Origin of the sequence: Aminipila sp. (genome assembly GCF_032051575.1) — a bacterium.
Lineage (GTDB): Bacteria > Bacillota > Clostridia > Peptostreptococcales > Anaerovoracaceae > Aminipila.
This window is the reverse complement of record NZ_DAMBYD010000012.1, coordinates 20,516-42,875: the sequence shown is the minus strand read 5'-3', so window position 1 is coordinate 42,875 and position 22,360 is coordinate 20,516. Positions and strand designations below refer to the sequence as shown.

Sequence of the window (22,360 nt, the reverse complement as noted above, 5' to 3'; positions counted from 1 at the left end):
ACATGATACTTGATAAAATAGTTGAAAGCACAAGAAAACGAGTTGATGTTTTGAAAACAAAAGAACCTTTGGAAAAAATAAAAAAAATTGCAGAGCGCATGCCTGCAGATGAGGATTTTGTTTTTGAGGAAGTATTAAGAAAGGATGAACTTTCTTTTATCTGTGAAGTAAAAAAAGCTTCTCCTTCAAAGGGGATAATTGTAGAGGACTTTCCTTACATAGAAATTGCTAAAGATTATGAGAAGGCTGGAGCATCCTGTATTTCATTACTGACAGAACCACAGTATTTCTTAGGGGACAATCAATATCTTGAAGAAATAAGCAGACAGGTAAATGTCCCCATACTAAGAAAAGATTTTATTATTGACAGTTACCAGATCTATGAATCCAAAATAATAGGAGCATCTGCAATCTTATTAATAAGTTCTATATTGGATAAAGAACAGCTTCAACAATATATTAGGATTGCTGATTCTTTAGGACTGTCGGCTTTAGTAGAGGCACACTCTAGAGAAGAAGTTTTAAAATCATTAGAAGCAGGAGCGAGGATGATTGGAGTAAATAATAGAAACTTAAAGACATTCCAAGTGAATTTTTCTAACTGTATAGAACTTAGATACATTGTGCCACCCAATGTAATTTATATATCAGAAAGTGGCATAAATTCTTCTAAACACATTCAGGAATTAAAAAAACACAAGGTTAATGCTGTACTAATTGGAGAAACACTGATGAAAAGCTCGGATAAAAAATCATTGTTGAAGGAATGGAGAACTTTATGACAAAGATCAAAATATGTGGTCTTAGCAAAATTTGTCATATAGATTATGTCAATGAGGCTAAACCTGACTATATAGGATTCGTATTTGCAAAAAGCAAAAGACAAGTTAGTTTGGAGAATGCATGGATATTACGGCAAGCTTTAAATAAAGATATCAAAGCAGTAGGGGTCTTTGTAAATGAACCTTTAGAAAATATAGTAAACATAGTGAAAAAACAAATAATTGAAATGGTGCAGCTTCATGGAAATGAAAACGAAATTTTTATAGAAAATCTTAAATCAATTATAGATGTCCCTGTTATAAAGTCAGTGAAAGTAGAAAAATCTTTAGATATTAAGAAAGCACAGGAAAGTAGTGCGGATTTTGTATTACTGGATAGTGGTGCAGGTGGAACGGGTCAGTGCTTTGATTGGAATTTGATAGAAAAAGTAAGCAAGCCTTTTTTTCTTGCAGGTGGAATTAATGCTGCTAATGTAGAAAGGGGAATAAAAATTTTAAACCCGTATGGAATAGATGTGAGCAGCGGTGTAGAACAAGATGGAGATAAAAACAGAGAAAAAATATTAGAATTCGTTAGGAGGGTAAGAAATGATTAAAGGCAGATATGGTATACATGGAGGACAATATATTCCAGAAACATTGATGAGTGAAATAATTCATCTTGAGGAATGTTATGAAATATATAGAAATGATTCTGATTTTAATAAAGAGCTGGATAAGCTTTTAAAAGAATATGCCGGAAGACCATCAGAATTATATTATGCTGAAAAAATGACAAAAGATTTAGGCGGTGCAAGAATATATTTAAAACGAGAGGACATGAATCATACAGGTTCACATAAGATTAATAACGTTTTGGGACAGGTCCTGATGGCAAAGAAAATGGGTAAAACCCGAATAATAGCTGAGACTGGTGCAGGCCAGCATGGAGTGGCAGCTGCAACGGCAGCAGCACTACTGGGACTTGAGTGTGAAATTTTTATGGGTAAAGAGGATACAGAAAGGCAGGCTTTGAACGTTTATAGAATGGAATTGCTAGGGGCAAAAGTAAATCCTGTGACCAGTGGAACTATGACACTTAAGGATGCAGTAAATGAGGCTATGAGGGAGTGGACAAACCGGGTAGAGGATACCTTATATGTTTTAGGGTCTGTAATGGGACCGCACCCTTTTCCTATGATTGTAAGGGATTTCCAAAGTATTATAAGTAAGGAAGCAAAGCAACAGATATTAGAGACTGAAGGGAAGCTGCCTGATGCAGTAGTGGCTTGCGTAGGTGGTGGAAGTAATGCTATGGGAATGTTTTATAATTTTATAGAAGATAAAGAGGTGATGCTTATTGGATGTGAGGCGGCAGGCCATGGTGTAAATACAGACAAAAATGCAGCAACAATTGCAAATGGCAGGCTAGGAGTATTTCATGGGATGAAGTCCTATTTTTGTCAGGATGAATTTGGGCAGATTGCTCCAGTATATTCAATATCAGCTGGCTTGGATTATCCAGGAATCGGACCAGAGCATGCAAATTTACATGATACAGGAAGAGCACAATATGTACCTGTGACGGATGAAGACGCTGTACAAGCTTTTGAATATATTGCGAAAACAGAAGGCATTATTGCAGCAATTGAAAGTTCTCATGCGATTGCTCATGTAATGAAAATAGCACCTACAATGGGAAAGGATAAAGTGATTATAGTCTGCTTATCGGGAAGAGGAGATAAAGATGTAGCAGCTATTGCAAAGTACAGGGGGGTGAATATAGTTGAATAGGATAAAAGATATTCTTATACATAATGGAGAAAAACAAAAGGCTTTTGTAGGATTTATAACTGCGGGAGATCCGACTATAGAAAAAACGAAAGAGTTTATTTTTGAAATGATAAAAGGTGGAGCTGATCTAATAGAAATCGGCATACCCTTTTCAGATCCAATAGCAGAAGGTCCTGTTATTCAAGCAGCAAATATCAGAGCACTTTCAAAGGGAATCGATACAGATAAGGTATTTGAATTAGTATGTGATGTAAGAAAAGAAAGTGGAATTCCACTGGTATTTATGACGTATTTAAATTTAGTTTTCAGCTATGGATATGATAAATTTTTTAAGCGCTGTGAAGAGACTGGAGTAGATGGAATCATTCTTCCTGATTTGCCGTTTGAAGAGAAAAAGGAGGTTACTGAAGCTGCCAGTAAATATGGAGTAGAGGTTATTTCACTTATAGCGCCTACGTCTGAAAACAGAATCAAGATGATTGCAGAAGAGGCGTCAGGTTTTGTGTATCTTGTTTCTTCTATGGGAGTTACAGGAATGAGAAATGAAATTAAAACAGATTTAGAAGGTATCATAAAAGTTATCCGGGAAAATACTAAAATTCCTTGCTTTGTTGGTTTTGGCATAAATACACCAGAACAGGCAGCTGAAATCTCTCAAAAATGTGATGGTGTAATCGTAGGAAGTGCCATAGTAAAAATTATAGAAAAGTATGGTGATAATGCCGGTAAATATGTATTTGATTATGTGAAAAGTATGAAAGACAGTGTGAAAAAGACTAGAAATTATTAAAATTATTAGTTACAATTACATATTATATTTAAAGGAAAATCCTAAGGATTTTCCTTTATTTTTTACTTACATTTGCTATTTTGTGCGCTCAAAAGCATAGCTTAATATTTTATATTATTATGGAACTCTTGGTTCCCTTGAGCTAAAAGTAAAATATTTTACCATGCCCTCTGCAAAAGTGTCTCCCATTCTATCCGCATAGGTTAAAATCCTGCTAAATAAATCTATATTGGCTTGATAATCTTTATTTGCAAATGTATTTATCTCATTTATTGTCATATTATTAAAGGTATGCAATAAATCTGACATGGTGCTTTTTTCCCAAAATGGATTAATATATGTAAGAAAATTAACCCGGTCATTTATATTTTCATTTATCAAATTGGTGTATTCATTTATTGAATCCGTATCACCACTCTTTGTTGCATCAATAAGTGACATCAGAAGTTTAGTATAGTTTGTCATTAGAATGGTATGGTCGTCAGCAACTTCATTTCCGAAAAATATCCTGAAAATATCCGCATATTTTACAGGCAAATCCATTAATTTTTGCGCAGCAGCCTCTTTCAGTTCTGGATCCGATTCTAAGAATGTGTAGATTAAGTAGGATCTTATCCAAGTGGCCATGTCTCTCCAAATTATCCTTAACCTATATAATAGATTTAGCTGCCCAGTTGTTAAGTTGTATTCTGGTAATTGGTTAATATGAGCCATTTGAAATCCTCCTTTCCTTGAATTAATATAGTTTATTCTAGATAGATTACTTTGATACCTCACTACTTTGCTGGCAGGATATATAAAGATGAGAAGTAAAATTATAAAACCTGAGAATAGCAGCTTATTTCTCAGGTTTTATTTTCTAAATCGTTTTTTTAAAATCTGCTTAATAAGTAGAGTAGTGCAATTGAATGTAAATTTTTATCAATACCAGCGCCAAATAAAGTGCTTAGCAATAAAGCGTCCTCAATTCCTCTGTTATTATAATGCCGCATGTATCTTTGGTAACTACGTCCATCGGCTAAAGCTCTGTCTCGTAAACCATCTCTGTATGACCTTCTCTGCATTGTAGTTGTTATTTGCGGATTATACTGCTCGCCAGTCAGCCCATTATATAAAATCTTAAATTCTTCAGCATGCCGCATCCCATCATTAGCCATATCATAGAGCATTTGTTGGCTTTCTAAGTCAGGGGCATTATTTCCTAATTGTGTATAAGACTCATAATCATAAAGCTCATCGTTAATATAAGTTCTAAGAGTTTCTGGTAAATTCATATAACTAAACCTTCTTTCTTTTCCATCAAATTATTTTAAATATATAATCATTATATGTATCGTGATAATATAGTGACTGCTAAAACTGGTAATTCTTGTTGCTGCAAAAGACTAGAAATATTAGCATAAAAAAATAATATAAATTTTTTATATTATATATTGAAAAAAATGTCGATTCTTGTTTAAATATAAATAATACTGGGAAAATTTGACTAGATAATAATTTAACTAAACAAAAAAATAGGGGTACATTGGTTTTAATTGTGGGAATTGAAAAACTAAAAATAAAATGAAGTGCAAAGTAAATTGTACTTATTCTTATTTGGAAGGAAACAAAATGAATTTAGCTAAAAAATTTTCACTTTTAATTGGGATGTTACTCATTATTGCCTTATTGATACTAGGATTTATAGCTACAAGTCTAAGTACTACAGCAATTTTAAAAGAAACAGAGAAAGCAATGATAAAATATTCTAAAGAATGTGCAAATCGAACGGGGCTTGTTTTATCTGAAAATTTGGATGTATTGCAAGTTGTGGCTGATGAAACTGAATTGAAATCTATGGATATTACAGTGCAAAAAACAATGCTGGAAAAAGAGATAGAACACTTAGGATATTTAGATATGGCCATTGTTACAAAAGATGGAATAGCATATTATGTTTTAAGTGATGAAACAGCTCAGTTAGGTGATCGGGAGTATATTCAAGAGGCGTTGAATGGAAAAGCAAATGTCTCTGAGGTAATAATAAGTAGAGTAACTGGTGAGCCAGTTATAATGGAGGCTGTGCCAATCAAAAATGGAAATCAGATTCTTGGGGTTTTGATTGGACGGAGAGACGGAAAACAAGTTGGCGCAGAACTTAGTATAGATAAAGAAGAGGGTTATGTTTTCGTTCTGGGTTCAGATGGTATAGTTTATATTCACCCTGATAATCAAATGGTTAAGGATAAGAGGAACGTTTTTAGTGAGATAAAAACAAATGGAGAGCTTAAAGAATTTGGTATTGAACTAAACAAGCTGGGGCTCGGTAAGTCGGGAATCTTACATTATAGTTTGAATGGTGATGAACGTATTACTGCAATGGCACCGATTCCAAACACAAATTGGACCCTTGGTGTAGGAAATTATGAAAACACTGTACTAAAAAGTATTATTTACTTACGCAGTTTAATTTTTGTGGTGGCATTGATTATTATTGTTATTGGAGTTGCCGTAGTGATGGTAATTGGGAAAGTTATGAAAATTGCAGAGGAAAAAAATAATGTCTTAAAGCAACAGTTGGAAAAAAAAGTTGTGCAGCGTACAGCTGAGCTACAACAAATGAACAAAGCCCTGGAAGAAAAAGTTCATGAAGAAGTGCAGATGCAGGAAAGGCTGCAAAGATATCAGCTTCTTGCTGAAAATACAAATGATGTTATGTTCTTTGTAGATATGGAAGGAAATATTCTTGAAGCCAATAATGCTGCGACAAGAGTTTATGGTTATTCGCATGATGAGTTTTTACTGATGAATATTTGTGATTTAAGGCATCTTGCCCAATTTTCATATTCTATGGAAGAATTGGATTTTAAATATATAGATGGTGAAATTTTTGAGACGGTTCATTATTTAAAAAATGGTGCTGCAATTTATGTTGAAGTGAGCTTACAAGGTGCCTTTCTAAAAGATGAAAAAGTGTTTCTAAGTATTGTAAGAAATATCACGCAACGTAAAAAAACAGAAGAAAAAATTCTCTATCTAAGCTATCACGATCAGCTTACGGGCATTTACAATCGTAGATTTTACGAAGGAGAGTTAAAGAAAATTGATATAAAGGAGAATCTGCCAATTTCTGTGGCAATGGGGGATGTAAATGGCTTAAAACTTATCAACGATACCTTTGGACATGCAGCAGGGGATGAACTTATTAAAAAAGTAGCACAAGTAATGAAAAAGAGCTGCAGAGTAGATGACATTATAGCTAGATTAGGGGGTGATGAGTTTATTCTTTTATTGCCTAAAACAGATTCGAGTGAAACAGAAAAAATTGTTAGACGGATAAAACATCTAGCTCTAAATGAAAAAGTTGGATTAATGGATATTTCTATTTCGTTTGGTTATGAAACAAAGAATAATGAAAATGAGGATATTCGTGAAGTAATAAAAAAAGCTGAAAAGTATATGTACAAAAAAAAGCTTTTTGAGGGTCAGAATATGAAAGGAAATACAATAAATGCAATAATGGATACACTTCACAAAAATAATAAGAGAGAAGAATTACACTCCAGTAGAGTTGCCAATATGTGCGAAAAAATGGGAACAGTTCTTGGGTTATCTGAAGATGAAATTATGGAACTTAAAACTGTTGGCTTGCTCCATGACATAGGAAAAATAGCTATAGATGATAATGTCCTTCACAGTACAAAAAAACTTTCAGATTATCAATGGAAAGAAATAAAACGCCATTCAGAAATTGGATATAGGATACTATGTACAGCAAATGGCATGTCGGACCTTGCAGAATATGTACTATTTCACCATGAACGGTGGGATGGAAAAGGATACCCCAAAGGGTTAAAAGGAGAGACAATACCACTTATGTCAAGGATTGTTGCAATCATTGATTCATATGATGCCATGATAAGTGAAAGAAGCTATAGACATGCATTATCAGAAAAAGCGGCATTAGAAGAATTGCAGAAAAATGCAGGAACTCAATTTGACTCAAAACTGATAAGTATATTTATAGAAAAAGTATTAGAAAAACGGGAGCTGCCTCTTTTGTAGAATAAAGAAGTTTACAAAATATGTAAAATATGTTTAAATAATGCTATATAAACTAGAACATTATTTGTACAATTTCAGTCTAAAGGGAGGAAAAAATGTTAAATAGGATTTTTGTAAGAGAGCAATGTGATGAAGAGTATTGCATAGTGAATAATAGGTTTAAAATCGGGGTAACGGGTATGGAATCGGCAGTAGGCAAGAGTTTTATCGCAACTGCACTTGCCAAAGAACTATCCAAAGACAAAGAAAAGCATATTGCTTATGTGGAGATTAGTAGTATTAACAAATTAACATTTCTTTATGATAGTTTAGGCATGGATAAGAGGTTTGCTGGGAGAACTTTCTATGACTTTTATACTGAAATTGCTGACGGGAGAAGTATTGCAGGCCTTATTAATCTGGATGAACGTATTAACTGGGCACTTTGTGTTCCTCCAAATAGTAAAAAAATAAAGGAGAAAAAACTTGAAACAATTGAATTCTGCAGACTTATAAATAATATTACAGCAGATAAGATAATCTGTGATATTGGTCAGTGCGACGGTTTTGAACAGATTTTAAAGGAGATGAACGTTATTGTATTTGTTATAGATCCATTACCATCAAAGCTTATAGCAGCATATAATCAGTTATGCCACATGAAAAAGTGCCAGCTAGAGGGACAAACTACTATTTGGGTAGTAAACAAGTATAATGACGGCATCAATAAAAGGGAACTTTATGATTTTATGAAGATAAAACATTTTATAAAAGTTCCTGTAGTTTCACAGGAGCAGATTTATTTGGCAGAATATAATTGCAAGTTACCATATAGTGTAAAATTAATAGCAGAAGCATTAACAGAACCTGTTCGACAAATAATTCAATTATTAAAAGCATAAATGTAATACTTTTGTAACAAAGGTTACTATTTAAAATAATGTTGTTTTGCGTTATAATAGAAAACAGTGCTATATGTAATTTTATGTAGAACAATAGAAAATTTTGATGATAAATAGTAACAGGGGAGGTTACCCTATATGATAGTTTTTGAAAACGTTACCAAGACCTATAAAACCAATATAGGCTTAGATAATGTTAGTGTTAAGATAAATAAAGGTGATTTTGTCTTTCTGGTGGGACCCAGCGGGGCAGGAAAATCCACTTTTATTAAACTTATTCTAAAAGAGATTGATGCTGATTCAGGTAGCATCAAAGTAAATGGAAATGAAATAACAACTTTAGCTAACCGAAAAATTCCAAAGCTGAGAAGAAGTACGGGGATAGTTTTTCAGGATTTTAGGCTTCTGCCGAAAATGACAGTATATGAAAATGTAGCTTTTGCCATGGAAATTATTCATATGAGTTCCAGGTCTATTAGACGACAGGTTCCACAGGTACTTAGTCTTGTCGGGATTAGTAACAAGGCAAATAAATATCCAGATGAGTTGTCTGCAGGCGAACAGCAGAGAGTCGCCATAGCCAGAGCCATAGTAAATAATCCTACAGTACTGATAGCAGATGAGCCTACAGGGAATTTAGATCCTGATACTGCGTGGGACATTATGCGTCTCTTAGAACAGATTAATTTAAGAGGAACTACTATTGTTATGGTAACTCATGCGAAGGATATTGTAGATAAAATGGGTAAAAGAGTTATTGTAATAGAAAAAGGAAAAATTGTAAGAGATGATGTAGGGACTTACATAAAAGATGAAGATGCCCAAAAGCATAAGCATACGGGTATGTATATGGGAGGTGTATTCGGCAATCATGTTTAACGGTATAAAGTATACACTAAAGCAGGCATTTATTCAGGTATTTAGAAATAGAACCATGAGTTTTGCTTCTATATTTTCAATTACGGCTATGTTGTTAATATTAGGATTGTTTTTTGTTTTAATTGTAAATATTAATATGGCTTCAGAGGCAGCAAGGCAGGATTTTGACACAGTTCAGGTATATTTATTAGATACAACTACATATGAGCAGGCTGAAAATATGGTTTCAGAAGTTAAAGGGCTGCGCGGAGTTTCTGATGCTACTTATCTTTCAAAAGAAGATGCAATGCAAGACTGGAAATCAGACTGGGGGGAAAGTGCATATCTTTTAGATTCGCTGAGCAGCAATCCACTTCCCAATTCAATAATGGTTAAGGTAGAAACATTGGAGACCTCTGATACTGTTGTGGAAGCACTACGAGCAAAAGACGGAGTTGAAGATGTAAAGTATTATAAGGAAACTGTAGAAAAATTAGTTAAGATTACAAATGCTATTCAAATAGCAGCTTTTATCATTATGATTTTTTTAGTAGTCGTTTCTGTAGTAGTTGTTTCAAATACTATTAAGCTTACAGTACTGGCAAGAGCTAGAGAAATACGCATAATGAAATATGTGGGGGCGACAAACTGGTTTATAAGAGGCCCATTTTTGATTGAAGGTATAGTTATTGGAATGATTTCGGCAGGTATTGCAGTTATAACCGTTGCTTTTGTATATGGAAAAATTGTTGATTTAATAGGACAAGATTTATTCTTGATTTTATCAACACCAATGGTATCAAAAAGTTTTTTAACAACGAATTTAATTTCTATTTTTATGGCTATAGGAATTAGCATAGGTGCTTGTGGAAGTATAGTTTCCATGAGAAGGTTCTTAGATACATAGAAAGGATGAGAGTTATACATATGAGAAAAGTTATATCATATACTTTAATATTCGTGCTAGTACTATCTTTTGGCACTTTAGGTCTTACCTATGCTGGAAGTGCTACACAGAATCAATTGGATGATGTTAATGGACAGTTAAGCGATGTTAAAAATCAGTTAAAACAAGGAAAAAAACTGGAAAATTCATTGAATAAAGAAATACAAGCACTTGAGGGAAAGATCAATGCTTCGCAGGCTGAGATCAATGCTTTGGGTGGTAACATTGCTGCTACACAAAACAAAATACAGGAAGCATTGGCACAGTTAGATGAGCTTGAAAAAAATATGGATGTTCAAAATACAAACCTGAACGGACGGTTGAGAAGCATGTATAAGAATGGCTCTGTTGGATTTGTTGACGTATTGTTGGGTTCTACCAGCGTTACAGATTTAATGACAAATATGGACAGAGTACAACGCATTTATGATAATGACAAACAGGTTATGGAACAACTTCAAGAACAACATAAAATTATAGATAATCAAAAAAAGAATTTATTACAGCTTCAATCCAACCTGGTTGCGGCTCAAACTGAGGAGGCAGAAAAAAAAGCTGCATTAAACGAGGATAAATCTGTTGTAGCAGATAAGAAGGCAGAAGTTGCAAGTGATAACAAAGCCTTAGCAGAAATGGAAAAATCTTTCCTTGCCGAAGCAAATAGGTTAAAGGCAGAGATATTAGCAGCTCAGAGTACAGGTACTACATATCTTGGAGGAATTATGGCATGGCCAGCTCCAGGCGTTACAAAAATAACTTCGCCTTTTGGATATAGAATTCATCCTATTCTTAAGGTTAAGAAACTTCATACTGGTGTTGATATTGGTGCCCCATCAGGCACTACAATAGTTGCTGCAAATGGAGGTACGGTTATAAAAGCTGGATGGAATAACAGCTATGGCAATATGGTAATGATTGACCATGGCGGTGGAATTGTAACTTTATATGCTCATAATTCCAGTCTTCTTGTAAAGAATGGAGACGTTGTTTCAAGAGGTCAGGCTATTTCAAAGTCTGGCTCAACAGGGCAATCAACAGGGCCACATCTTCATTTTGAAGTTCGTGTAAATGGTGATTATAAAGATCCACTAGGGTGGATTTCAAAATAAAGAGAATAAAGGCGACAAATGAATAAAATAAATCCGATAATAATAGAATTACTAAAAAAAAGAGGTATCTCAGAAGAGACTGAAATGCTAGAATTTTTGTCGGACAAACCAAAAAAAACATATGATCCATTCCTGCTTCATGATTTAGAAGCGGGGGTGGATTTAATATTGTCCGCCATAAATGAAAAAAAGAAAATTTGTATATATGGAGATTACGATGCAGATGGAATAACTTCCGTAAGCATACTATTACAGTTTTTATCAAACTTTGATGCGGATGTAACTTATTATATCCCATCTAGATTTGATGAAGGGTATGGTCTGAACAAAGAGGCCCTTTCTAAAATTAAGGAGAGGGGAATAGAATTGGTTGTGACTGTAGACTGTGGCAGCGTTTCATATGAAGAAGTGGAACATGCAAAAAGATTAGGGATTGATATCATGATAACCGATCATCACAGCATTACAGACACTGTAGCTGATTGTATAGTAATAAACCCAAAGCATCCGGAATGCAAATATCCTTTTAAATATTTAGCGGGATGTGGTGTCGCCTTTAAACTGGCACAAGGAATCCAAAGGAAAGCGGGATTACCAAAAAGGGCCGTGAATGAATTACTGGATTTAGTTGCAATTGGAACCATAGGCGATATTGTTCCTCTGATTGATGAAAACAGAACTTTAGTTAAATATGGGATGAATGTGATTAAAGAGGGGCATAGAAAAGGGCTCGTTAAACTTATTGAAGATATTTCACTTAATGTAGGAAAAATAAAATCAGATAATATTGCGTTTGGAGTAGTACCCCATTTAAATGCGGCAGGTAGGATGCTTGATGCGAAAATTGGAGTGGAGCTTTTAAAATGCCAAGAACAGGAGCAGCTGCAATCTATCGTAGAAGAATTGATCAGTAATAATAGGCAAAGAAAAAAAGTTCAGGAAGATACTTTTGCTGAGTGCGAGAAGATTATCTTGGAGCATCATTTGGAGGATAAGTTTTACATTGTAAACTGTCCAAACGCACATGAGGGGATTTCTGGAATTGTCGCAGGTAAATTAAAAGATAAGTATAACAAACCAACAATTATTCTAACGCCTACGGGTGAGGATTATTTAAAAGGTACTGGAAGAAGTATAAAAAGCATAAATTTGTACAATATTCTTAAGGATCAAGAAAAACTCTATGAAAGGTTTGGAGGGCATGCAGGAGCTTGTGGACTGCTTATGAAAGCCGAAAATCTTAGTGCATTTCGAGAGGGGATTTGTGCCAGTATACATAAAATGCTGGAAATAAATCCTGATATTTTTGAGGATAATACGGAGATCGATCTATTTCTGAATGGAAAGGATTTAACCTTTGACTTAATTCATGAATTGGAGAGATTAGCCCCATTTGGTAATTGTAACGAGAAACCATATGTGGCTTTACCAGATATAACAATGAAAAACCTACAGTATATGGGAAATGAAGGAAAACACGTAAGATTCTCTGCTTATTGCAATGATAGCTCAGTGATTCAATGTGTCCTTTTTAATAAGGCGGATGAGCTAAAAGGAAAGCTAACGAGTCAAAAATTGGTAACGCTTTTAGGAAGCCCCGATATTTCAGAGTGGAACGGAACTAAAAAAATTCAATTTCTGGTTAACGATATACGATAGCTGTGTTAAACTAAAAGTATATGAGAACAGATAGCGGAGGAAGAGTATGATACAAATAAAAAAACGTAACCTAGTCATCATTGTAATTATTGCAGCACTTTTGGGGGGCATGATTACTTATGCAGGGGTTACATTTATTCCTGGTCAAAACATAAGGATAAGTAAGGAAGACTACAATGCTTACAAGACTATAATAAACAGATATGCAAAAGTAGAAGCTCTTTATCAGACTTTAAATAAGTATTATTATAAAGATTTAGATCAAGACAAACTGATTGAGGGAATGTGCTATGGATTATTTGAAGGAACGGGTGACCCATATACCAATTATATGTCTAAAGAAGAGTATGACAATTTCATGATAAAAACTACCGGAAAATTAGAAGGCATAGGCGTAACTGTAGGTGCAAATACAGATGGATATATCGTTGTTGTTTCAACCGTAAAAGGTAGTCCAGCAGAAGGAGTAGGAATTAAGTCGGGTGACTTAATTATAGCGGTGGATGATGTATCCTATAAAGGATCACAATTAGATACTGCAGTAGCGAATATGAGAGGAACAGCAGGGTCAAAAGTTAAGGTGACATATTTAAGAGAAGGAAAGCGCATTGATGCTAATTTAACAAGAGCAAGTATAACCCTTGACTCTGTATTCGCAAAAACCTTGGATAATAATATTGGATACATTTATATTAGTAATTTTGAAACTGGGACTGCAGCAGATTTTAAAAAAGAATTAAATGCATTTGAAGTGAAAGGTGTAGACGGTTTAGTAATTGACCTGAGAAATAATGGCGGTGGTGTTGTTGAGAGTGGAGTAGAAGTTGCAGATCTTTTGTTAGATGAAGGAGTTTTGGCATATACCGAAGGAAAATCTCAAGAACGTGCGTATATGAATACTAAAGAAGGAAAAACCAACCTACCGTATGTACTTTTGATAAATGGTGGAACAGCAAGCACTTCTGAAATTCTTTCTGCGGGTATTAAGGACAATAAAGGTGGAAAGATAGTTGGCACCAAGTCTTTTGGGAAAGGTGTTATTCAATCCATGGCTCCTTTGAAAGATGGAGACGCTGTTAAAATTACAATTGCTCAATACTTTTCTCCAAAGGGTAAAGTAATACAGGGTGTTGGCGTAAAGCCGGATTATGTAGTAGAACTTCCTGAAAACAGTAAAGTAGATACTCAGTTAAATAAGGCAATAGAATTGCTGACCCAAAAATAATTAAGTAAAATCAATAGAAAACCACGTTCGGTAGACATCTTAATCATTTGGAATATAAAGATATATTTAATTTGCAATTGACAGAAGTCAATTTTAATGGTAACTTAAATGTAGAAAATTTTCAAAATATTCATTGACGTTTCACAAACTAAAGTGCTATAATCATACTGTAAAGTGTTAAAGTGTTCGAAAGGAGCAGTATTATGGCATATGAATCAAAATTTAAACGTGATGACATTGACGAGTTGTTTAAAGCTATTCTGACATTACAGGATGAAGAGGATTGCTACAGATTCTTTGAAGATATCTGTACAATTAATGAAATTCATGCTATTGCACAGAGATTGCAGGTAGCAAAGTTACTATCTGAAAAGAAAACATATAGTGAAATTGAGGAAGCGACAAAAGCAAGTACTGCTACAATTAGTAGAATAAATAAATGTTTAGTTTATGGCGCTGAAGGTTATCAGAGAATTTTAGCCAGACTAAGTAGCCAAAAGTAAGTTCTTAGAGCGTAATATTAATAGTATTTGAGGCACCATGTATATTATAAGATATATATGGTGCTTATTTAATAGAAGGGAAGGCCTGAATGGTTTTATACTTGCATAATGGAAAAGACCATCATGGAATAGCTGGTGAAGTTCTGGTAAAGAAGGCTTTGGCGGATTATTCAAATGGTATGTATGATAATGCCCTTATCAAGCGTGGTGAATATGGAAAGCCATATTTTGAAAATGTACCTATATGTTTTTCCATAAGCCATTCAGGCGATATTTGGGCGTGTTTAATGGCCGATTTTAATGTAGGCATGGATATTCAACTTTATAAACAGCTAAAATATGAAAAAGTAGCACGGAGGTTTTTTCAGGGAAATGAAGTGGAATATATTAAATCACAAGGAATAGATACCTTTTTTCAAGTATGGATTAGAAAAGAAGCCTTTGTAAAGTATACGGGAAAGGGATTTGCCCATGAAGGGTTTTCAAATTTTTCAGTTGTAAATAAAGTTAAAGAAGGTTATTTTTTTAAGTCCAATATAGAAGAGGCATATTTTCAAGAAATTGACTTAGAGTTAGAAAAATTAAATCTTAATATAGAAGCAAAATTAGCTGGAGTCGCCTGTACACAGTTAAAAGAGCCTATTGTTATAAAAAGAATTTAAGAAGAGGTGAAAAAATGGTTAAGTTTACTTTTTTATCAGAGAATAAGACGGACAACCCAGGGTGCATGGCCGAGCATGGATTGTCCATGTACATAGAAGCAGCAGATAAGATTATATTGTTTGATACAGGAGCGTCAGATTTGTTTGCAAAAAATGCAGATTTTCTGAATCTAGATTTAAAAAGAATTGAACACGTTATTATAAGTCATGGACATTATGATCATACAGAGGGACTGCCTTGCTTCTGTGATGTAAATCCCAATGCTCATATTTATATTCACAAAGATGCCTTTGAAGAAACTTATGGTACAGAAAATGGTGTTTTGGATAAGGAACCATGTAGTATATTATGGGATGAACAGACAAAGCAAGGTATACTGGAAAGAACAATTCTGACGGATGGAACATATAAGATTTCAGAAGACATTGTTATCTCTGGAACAATTCCCAATGTCGAAGGGATAGAAGCAACAGAAAAATTTTATATTAAAACAATGTCGCAAAATGGCCAAGTTGAATTATTGGAAGATGAAATGAAACATGAGCAGTTTTTGGCAATAAGGGATAGAGACGAGCAAGGAATCAGTAAGGGGATATATGTATTCTCTGGATGCAGCCATAAAGGGGTTATTCCTGTTATACGATATGCAAAGGAAATCTTTCCGGGAGAAAAGGTGTTGGGCTTAATTGCGGGAATGCATTTGTATAGTGCAGATGAGGCAACACGAAACAAAGTTGTACATGAAATTGTAAAAGAAAACATCGGAATGGTCATGCCGGTACATTGTACTGGAATAAAAGCTATTTGTGATTTAAAAGCAGCTATGGGAGAACATTGTATAGTTGCTACGGCAGGAGATTCTTATGAATATTAATCACAAGAATAAAACAGAAGATTCGGTTCAAAAGAAAAAGAACCCTATTGATGTGGCCTTAAAGCACCTAGCTAACAGGGATAGAACATGTCAGGAAATTAAAAAACATTTAAAAGAAAAGGAATTTTCCACAGATGAAATTGAAGAGACTGTAGGCTATTTGTTGGAAATGAATTATTTAAATGATGAACTTTATATTAAAAATTATATTGAATATGCAGTTTCTAAGGGAAAAGGCAGCGCAAAAATAAAAGGCGAACTTTGGAACAAGGGGGTGGATAAGCAGTTAATAGATGAGGTGGTGTCAAGCAGTGATACTCTAGCAGCAAAAAATGAGAGAGAAAGGGCTTACAGTGAAGCATTAAAAATAGTACAGAATGTAGAAATAAAAGATCTAGCCACCGACTGTGATGATGACTTTAATAGGAAGGCACAAAAGTTTAAAGAATTGCAAAGGATTAAAGCAAAGGTTGCTAGAAGGCTTGAGAGTCGTGGATACTCAAGAACTGTTATTTTTGATATTATTGATAATATTTTTAATAGCTAATATCCAAATTTATACACATTTAATTAAAATTGTATAATATGTTACCATAAAGCGAATAATGTTAAAAAAATTTCGACAAATTTTTATTTGCCTAATGGACATTTGTCTAAATTATAGTATAATAGGAAAAACATGTTGTTATAGTATAATTGAAAAGGATAATGAGGTAGCGTGTATGAGCTTTAAAAGTGTTAAAACAAAAATATTAGCAATCGTCTTAATTGTACTGTTTCTCTCCCTTGCAACGGTGTCGGCAGTCTTTGGCATTCTAAGTATTAAAGGGACTGAATCAACGGTACAGGCAATTTTACAAGAGACCTCTAAGACATCTGCTTTAGCCATTCAAAACAGAATATCTGCAAGAGAAGGTATAGTAAGTGAAATTGGTACCATTGCCAGACTTTCCAATCCAGGGTCTACATATGCTGAAAAGCGTCAGGTTTTAGACAGTAAGGTTAAGGAATATGGATTAATAAACGTTTCTATTGCGGATACTTCGGGAATGGATTTAGAAGGAAACTATGTAGGAGATAAAGAGTTTTTCTCTAAGGCATTGACTGGCAAGAGTTTTTATTCTTCCCCTGAAGTAAAAGCGGATGGTTCTGGTACATTAATTTACATATCAGCGCCGCTTTGGGATAAAGGGTTATTTAATACAAGTGTTGTTGGAGTAGTGTATATGACTTTAGATGGAAAAGCCTTATCGGATATGTCAAATACAATTACTATTGCAAAGACAGGATATGCATATATTATTGATAAAGATACTAGATTTTTAGCACATAAAGATCAGTCATTAGTGAATAGTAGTACAAGCGTAAAAAAAATGGGCGAATCAGATAAGTTATTAGAACCTTTGGCTCAATTGGCAGAAAGTGCTACTAAAGGTGAGACTTGTTTTGGTGAATATTATTACAAGGGTGTTGATAAATTTGCTGTATTTTCTCCAATTGAAGGTAGTGAAGGTTGGTTTATCTGTCTGAATTTAGAAAAGTCTGAGTTTATGCAGACATCTTATACTGCGCTTATGATTTGCCTGGGTATCAGTTTAGCCTCACTGATTTTAGCGTCAATTATTATCATAGCTTTTGCAAATGCAATTGTAAAACCTATTAGGGAGGTTGAAAAAGCAGCTAAAGAATTATCAGAGGGAAACTTTGATTATGAGATTGAATATACCAGTCGAGACGAGATTGGGAACCTTGCAGAGAGCATGAGAATCATGATAGCAAAGACTAAGGATGTTATAGAGGATACTACAAGAGGTCTAGAGGAGATGTCCAAAGGGAACTTTAATGTCCAGCTTTCTGTAGAATTTGTTGGTATATTTAAGAAAATTGAAAAATCAATGATTGATATCATCCAGGAATTGAGCCAGACGCTAAGCAACATTAAAACATCGGCAGATCAAGTTGACCTTGGTGCAGAGCAAGTATCTACAGGCTCTCAGGCACTTGCCCAGGGATCTATTGAGCAGGCAAGCTCCATTGAAGAACTTGCAGCGGCTATAAATGAGATATCTGAGAAAGTAAAAGAGAATTCACAACAGGCAATTGTCGCAAATGAAAAAACCACTAAAGTTGGACAAGACTTGCAGAGTAGTAACAAACAAATGAACAGTATGATGCTGGCAATGGAAGATATTTCAGAAAAATCAAAAGAAATCAGCAAAATTATTAAGTCCATTGAAGACATTGCTTTTCAAACAAATATTTTAGCATTAAATGCTGCAGTGGAAGCAGCTAGAGCAGGAGCAGCAGGAAAGGGCTTTGCAGTTGTAGCGGATGAAGTAAGAAATCTTGCAGGAAAATCTGCTGAGGCAGCTAAGGATACCACCATACTGATTGAAGAAACTGTTAAATCTGTAGAGGAAGGAAGTGCGATTGCAGTGCAGACGGCTGAAGCAATGAAATCAGTAGTGGAAAATGCTGGAGAAGTTGTCGTGGCCATTAATCAGATTTCTACGGCATTCAAAGAGCAGGCAGATTCTATTGATCAAGTCACCATTGGTCTTGATCAGATTTCAGCAGTTGTTCAATCCAATTCAGCAACAGCAGAAGAAAGTGCAGCAGCAAGTGAAGAACTATCCGGACAGGCTTCTATGCTGCAAGAGGAAGTAGATAAGTTTAAACTTAAGAAACTATAGGATTCTAATATATAATTTTGTTAAGATATAAGAGAGTATATTAAAACTTAATCAATATTAAATTATAATAGGGCTGTCTCAATTAGTTATTTTGAGACAGCCCTTGGTTGTTGTTGTAGCGGAGGTTGTGATTGACGAAAGAAAGGAGGACTTTCATTAAGCGTCGGCCATATTTTTTATGATTCCACATGCTTTGTAGTTGTGAAGATTATATTCTTCAATAGGTACATTCTTTTCGTTCGCTAATCGAATTAGATGATTAAGTAAAGGATCATCTTGAAAGCCAGGGTTCAATAGTAACTTCCAGGGCATTCGTCTAAGTAATACCCTAGTTGATTCTCCAATTCCAGGCTTTATTAGATTTATATTATCTATAGAAAAATGCGCTGCAATACTTTTTACTTCGGTAAGACCTGATAGTCCTGCTGGAATGGTACACACTAATTTAGTATCGTAATTAAAATATTGCTGTATTTTTTCGATAAATTCATAAGAAAGATCTTCAGATAATAATTCTGAATAAAATGCAGCGCCATGAAAATCGTTCTCTGATATTATATCATCTCTTAAAAAAGTTCGGCTAAGTAACCCAGAAATGGTGCAATTTAAGCACGAGCTTGGAATTAGAATATCCTCATGAGTCCCACATAAATCAGTCATATTAGCGGGGTCTGACAATACCGCTAGCTTTGTTGATATTTCTGGATAACCATTCAATGTAGCATCCAATTCCCGTTGAATAGCACCTTTTCCAATCCAACCATCTACGAATTGAAACGACTTAGGTGAATGTTTTGACAAAATATAATTAATAGCATTTTTATCAATACCTTTATCCCTAATAATAGAGACTGCATAGTGAGACACGGATATTTGATATTTATGTTCAAGATAACGTTTAATTAAAATTCCAATGGGAATACCTGCTCTGGCCAAAGATACCAATACGATTTCATTATTCCTAAAATTATGATAGATTTTCTCGGAAACTTGGCATACAGCATCTGAGGTTTGCTGGGCAAAGGTATCTAGTGAAAATTTATAGGCCTCCATATATTTAATTGAAGGTTTATATTCTAAAGGAAGCATTTCACAATAATGAATGCCATTCTGTATCTGATTTTCTCTTTGTTCTGTCGAAAGTGGTTCCACTAGCCCAGAGATGTCTTTCAATAATAGTATGACATCTTTTTCTGAATATGTACTTTTCATATAAATCCCCATTCCGCCGCCGACGCTTGCGGCATTTTTCAAACTAATACTTCCATACTATTTTTGTGATATTCTTACAATCGTTTTTTACAAGTGCATCACATAAAGAAGCAAGGCCTGTTGTTTCTTTTTGCGAATCTGTAATAATATAGACATAATCATATGTTGATAAATTATATATATAGGTAGTGCGCAATTCATCGTAGAAACTAGTTAACTCATAGCGACATTTAATGGGGTAGTCACTGTGAGTACATGGCAGGATTGGACTTCGAGTAGTTGCATGAAAAAGCACGGAATTACCAGAGGTGACTTTTTCAAGATAATGTCCAAAGTGTAAGCCGGCATACATAAATTCTTCTGTACCTATGATAAGTATTCTTTTATTGGTTAAATCTGATAAATTCAAAGTATTGACAATTTGACAAGAAAAAACGTCACACTGTTGTACATAATTCCTTATACTTACCCCTTTCCTAGTATCGCAATAATGATTAATAGTCAAACTGGAATAAGATAAGTCTGAGTGCTCACGAATATTAAATATCTTAGAACAGCGAATCTTTATATTATCGGTATATTCATAGCTACATAAAATACTATCGTAGTTGTACTTAGGAACAGGTAGAATAAAATGACATTTAATATTTCGCTTATTTAATTCATTTATTTTGTCAATCGACATTCCGTTTAATATTGAAGCAACGCCAAATCTCAAGTGAAATAAAGGATAAGTTCTATCCAATATTGATATTATGTTTTCTATAGTTTTACCTGTAGTTACCTCATCTTCTGCAAAAATTATTAGAGTGTCCTCAGAAAGGTACTTGTCCAACAAATTTTTAACTAATTTTTGCTCTGTAGCATGGCTGTGCTCTTCAGAGAAAAAAACATAATCGGAATCCTCCACAATTTCTCTTGTAGTATGTATATAATTTACATTAAAGGGAGCATAAGAAGCTAAAAGAGCACCAATTGCAGTAGCTGTTTCAGCAAAACCAATCACTAGTAAATTTTTAGTATTATAAGAAGAAAATACTTTATCAGAAAGATGTTTGATTAATTCAAACGTTTTTTCTGGCGAAACAGGAATGTGTTTACCTTGTAATGAATCCACTAATAGAAATTTCCTTTTATTATTATTGTCACGTTTTGCAATTGCAATTATATCTTTCTCTAAATAATTCATGTATCTACTTCACCCCATGTATGTAAGCTAATAATAACTGTTTTTTTGCCCAATTTGTATGTGTTTTAATTTCATTCATTCGAGTACCCGCTGAACTTTTTACCACTTGAAGCAATGGATTTTCAAAAGTCAAAATTTTCATAGCATCATCTAAATCATGCTGATTAACTCTTAAACAGTTATTAACTATAGGTATTTGATTTGGATGAATTACTGTTTTTCCAATAAATCCATTTAATAGATCCAAGCGCATTTCAGCTTCTAAGCCAGTTTTCCAATTATCGTTTTCATCTGCGAAATACTCCCAAACCGGTCCTGAAATCACAAAATCTTTACAGAAAGTGGTAACTATATCACTTAATATACTTGCAACAGGTCTAATGTTATAAATATTTTCATTTGCATTTCTTCTTACTCCAAAGGTATGGCATAAATCATTTCCACCAACCCTTACATTTAAGACATAGGGCTTATTCTGTAATAGAAGTTCATGAATTGATTGTAATAAACTGGCTCGGGTAGATAATGGAACGATATCTACAGCTTCTAATATGGGTAACATATATATTGGTGTTGTAGATAGTTGATTAATATTAATAATCTGTGTGATATATGAAACTGCATTTAACAGCGAAAATTTTGGGAGAATAAATCCTTTTAATAAGTGAGCAGTTTCTCCAAGTGCCAAGTAGAGCTTAGATATTTGTCTAGGGTCTCTGACTCTAATAAATAACTGGGGTAAATATGGCAAAGAAGTATATCTGCTATACAGTTTTGAAAAAAGGTCAATTATATTTTTTTCTCCGATTTCAACTGCGGAATCATCTATGGAATCTTCTAGGCATAGAGCGAGAGAAAATTTATTTCCCAATGTTCCGCTTAAAAGCTTTTCATAGATAAATTTATTAGTTGCAGGTGTATATAAAAGTGCTCCAACAGAATGGGCTTCAATTATTACTGAATCAACACCAGAAATTAAATTTCTAATTAAAGAATATTGATTGTCCATAAAATATCTCCTTATTTTGATATATAAATTGATTATAACACTAATAATTAGTATTGTAAATTTATCCAATAATCGTCATAAAAATATAAAAAATATTCTAGTTTATAAGTGAAATATATAGTATAATGTAAAATATTGGGATAATATGGA

At 34.0% G+C, this 22,360-nt stretch carries 21 protein-coding genes; 16 read left to right on the top strand and 5 right to left on the bottom strand.

Annotated features, from left to right (window positions below; genetic code table 11):
- Nucleotides 1–2 precede the first annotated feature (2 nt).
- The 4 genes from trpC to trpA are packed head-to-tail and all read left to right on the top strand — an operon-like array spanning nucleotide 3 to nucleotide 3,345.
- A complete protein-coding gene (gene trpC, locus RTW14_RS15775) occupies nucleotides 3–782 on the top strand; it encodes an indole-3-glycerol phosphate synthase TrpC (protein WP_312653180.1) in 780 nt (259 codons plus the stop codon).
- Nucleotides 779–1,378 (top strand): phosphoribosylanthranilate isomerase, encoded by a 600-nt coding sequence (locus RTW14_RS15770; RefSeq protein ID WP_312653178.1) that lies wholly within the window; start codon nucleotides 779–781, stop codon nucleotides 1,376–1,378. The genes trpC and RTW14_RS15770 overlap by 4 nt, the downstream gene beginning before the upstream one ends.
- Entirely contained in the window at nucleotides 1,371–2,555 is a 1,185-nt protein-coding gene (gene trpB, locus RTW14_RS15765; protein WP_312653176.1) for a tryptophan synthase subunit beta, read from the top strand. The genes RTW14_RS15770 and trpB overlap by 8 nt, the downstream gene beginning before the upstream one ends.
- A complete protein-coding gene (gene trpA, locus RTW14_RS15760) occupies nucleotides 2,548–3,345 on the top strand; it encodes a tryptophan synthase subunit alpha (protein WP_312653174.1) in 798 nt (265 codons plus the stop codon). The genes trpB and trpA overlap by 8 nt, the downstream gene beginning before the upstream one ends.
- Nucleotides 3,346–3,462: 117 nt before the next feature.
- Here trpA and RTW14_RS15755 read toward each other — a convergent pair whose 3' ends face one another.
- Both RTW14_RS15755 and RTW14_RS15750 read right to left on the bottom strand, forming a co-directional pair.
- Complete coding sequence (locus RTW14_RS15755) at nucleotides 3,463–4,059, bottom strand: hypothetical protein (RefSeq protein ID WP_312653172.1); 597 nt, start codon at nucleotides 4,057–4,059, stop codon at nucleotides 3,463–3,465.
- A 158-nt stretch (nucleotides 4,060–4,217) separates the two neighbouring features.
- Nucleotides 4,218–4,619, bottom strand: a complete 402-nt coding sequence (locus RTW14_RS15750) for a hypothetical protein (protein ID WP_312653170.1) — start codon at nucleotides 4,617–4,619, stop codon at nucleotides 4,218–4,220.
- A 337-nt stretch (nucleotides 4,620–4,956) separates the two neighbouring features.
- Here RTW14_RS15750 and RTW14_RS15745 point away from each other — a divergent pair, with 337 nt between their 5' ends.
- The 12 genes from RTW14_RS15745 to RTW14_RS15690 all read left to right on the top strand — a co-directional run bounded on the left by RTW14_RS15745 (nucleotide 4,957) and on the right by RTW14_RS15690 (nucleotide 18,800).
- The gene (locus tag RTW14_RS15745) at nucleotides 4,957–7,389 is read left to right on the top strand and encodes a diguanylate cyclase (RefSeq protein WP_312653168.1); all 2,433 of its coding nucleotides are present in this window, start codon (nucleotides 4,957–4,959) and stop codon (nucleotides 7,387–7,389) included.
- Between the two features lie 95 nt (nucleotides 7,390–7,484).
- Nucleotides 7,485–8,270 carry a hypothetical protein gene (locus tag RTW14_RS15740; protein ID WP_312653166.1) on the top strand — a complete coding sequence of 262 codons (786 nt, stop codon included), beginning with the start codon at nucleotides 7,485–7,487 and terminating at the stop codon, nucleotides 8,268–8,270.
- A gap of 138 nt (nucleotides 8,271–8,408) precedes the next feature.
- The gene (gene ftsE, locus RTW14_RS15735; protein WP_312653164.1) at nucleotides 8,409–9,149 is read left to right on the top strand and encodes a cell division ATP-binding protein FtsE; all 741 of its coding nucleotides are present in this window, start codon (nucleotides 8,409–8,411) and stop codon (nucleotides 9,147–9,149) included.
- On the top strand, nucleotides 9,142–10,035 hold the full coding sequence (gene ftsX / locus RTW14_RS15730; protein WP_312653162.1) for a permease-like cell division protein FtsX: 894 nt from the start codon (nucleotides 9,142–9,144) through the stop codon (nucleotides 10,033–10,035). The genes ftsE and ftsX overlap by 8 nt, the downstream gene beginning before the upstream one ends.
- Before the next feature lie 20 nt (nucleotides 10,036–10,055).
- Nucleotides 10,056–11,183 carry a murein hydrolase activator EnvC family protein gene (locus RTW14_RS15725; protein WP_312653160.1) on the top strand — a complete coding sequence of 376 codons (1,128 nt, stop codon included), beginning with the start codon at nucleotides 10,056–10,058 and terminating at the stop codon, nucleotides 11,181–11,183.
- 18 nt (nucleotides 11,184–11,201) lie between these two features.
- On the top strand, nucleotides 11,202–12,842 hold the full coding sequence (gene recJ, locus RTW14_RS15720) for a single-stranded-DNA-specific exonuclease RecJ (protein WP_312653158.1): 1,641 nt from the start codon (nucleotides 11,202–11,204) through the stop codon (nucleotides 12,840–12,842).
- Nucleotides 12,843–12,888: 46 nt separating this feature from the next.
- A complete protein-coding gene (locus RTW14_RS15715; RefSeq protein ID WP_312653156.1) occupies nucleotides 12,889–14,067 on the top strand; it encodes a S41 family peptidase in 1,179 nt (392 codons plus the stop codon).
- Between the two features lie 203 nt (nucleotides 14,068–14,270).
- The gene (locus RTW14_RS15710) at nucleotides 14,271–14,570 is read left to right on the top strand and encodes a YerC/YecD family TrpR-related protein (RefSeq protein ID WP_312653154.1); all 300 of its coding nucleotides are present in this window, start codon (nucleotides 14,271–14,273) and stop codon (nucleotides 14,568–14,570) included.
- Between the two features lie 89 nt (nucleotides 14,571–14,659).
- On the top strand, nucleotides 14,660–15,232 hold the full coding sequence (locus RTW14_RS15705) for a 4'-phosphopantetheinyl transferase family protein (RefSeq protein ID WP_312653152.1): 573 nt from the start codon (nucleotides 14,660–14,662) through the stop codon (nucleotides 15,230–15,232).
- A gap of 14 nt (nucleotides 15,233–15,246) precedes the next feature.
- Nucleotides 15,247–16,107, top strand: coding sequence for an MBL fold metallo-hydrolase (locus RTW14_RS15700; RefSeq protein WP_312653150.1), 861 nt, complete (start codon nucleotides 15,247–15,249; stop codon nucleotides 16,105–16,107).
- Nucleotides 16,097–16,654, top strand: coding sequence for a regulatory protein RecX (locus RTW14_RS15695; RefSeq protein WP_312653148.1), 558 nt, complete (start codon nucleotides 16,097–16,099; stop codon nucleotides 16,652–16,654). The genes RTW14_RS15700 and RTW14_RS15695 overlap by 11 nt, the downstream gene beginning before the upstream one ends.
- Before the next feature lie 175 nt (nucleotides 16,655–16,829).
- Nucleotides 16,830–18,800, top strand: coding sequence for a methyl-accepting chemotaxis protein (locus RTW14_RS15690; RefSeq protein WP_312653146.1), 1,971 nt, complete (start codon nucleotides 16,830–16,832; stop codon nucleotides 18,798–18,800).
- A gap of 156 nt (nucleotides 18,801–18,956) precedes the next feature.
- Here the strand turns inward: RTW14_RS15690 and RTW14_RS15685 are convergent, their stop codons facing one another.
- From RTW14_RS15685 to RTW14_RS15675, 3 genes are read right to left on the bottom strand one after another with little or no spacing between them, the layout of a single operon-like run.
- On the bottom strand, nucleotides 18,957–20,054 hold the full coding sequence (locus RTW14_RS15685; RefSeq protein WP_312653144.1) for a cysteine protease StiP family protein: 1,098 nt from the start codon (nucleotides 20,052–20,054) through the stop codon (nucleotides 18,957–18,959).
- A gap of 1 nt (nucleotide 20,055) precedes the next feature.
- Complete coding sequence (locus RTW14_RS15680) at nucleotides 20,056–21,201, bottom strand: phosphoribosyltransferase domain-containing protein (RefSeq protein ID WP_312653142.1); 1,146 nt, start codon at nucleotides 21,199–21,201, stop codon at nucleotides 20,056–20,058.
- A gap of 4 nt (nucleotides 21,202–21,205) precedes the next feature.
- On the bottom strand, nucleotides 21,206–22,210 hold the full coding sequence (locus RTW14_RS15675) for an HpcH/HpaI aldolase/citrate lyase family protein (protein ID WP_312653140.1): 1,005 nt from the start codon (nucleotides 22,208–22,210) through the stop codon (nucleotides 21,206–21,208).
- Nucleotides 22,211–22,360 lie beyond the last annotated feature (150 nt).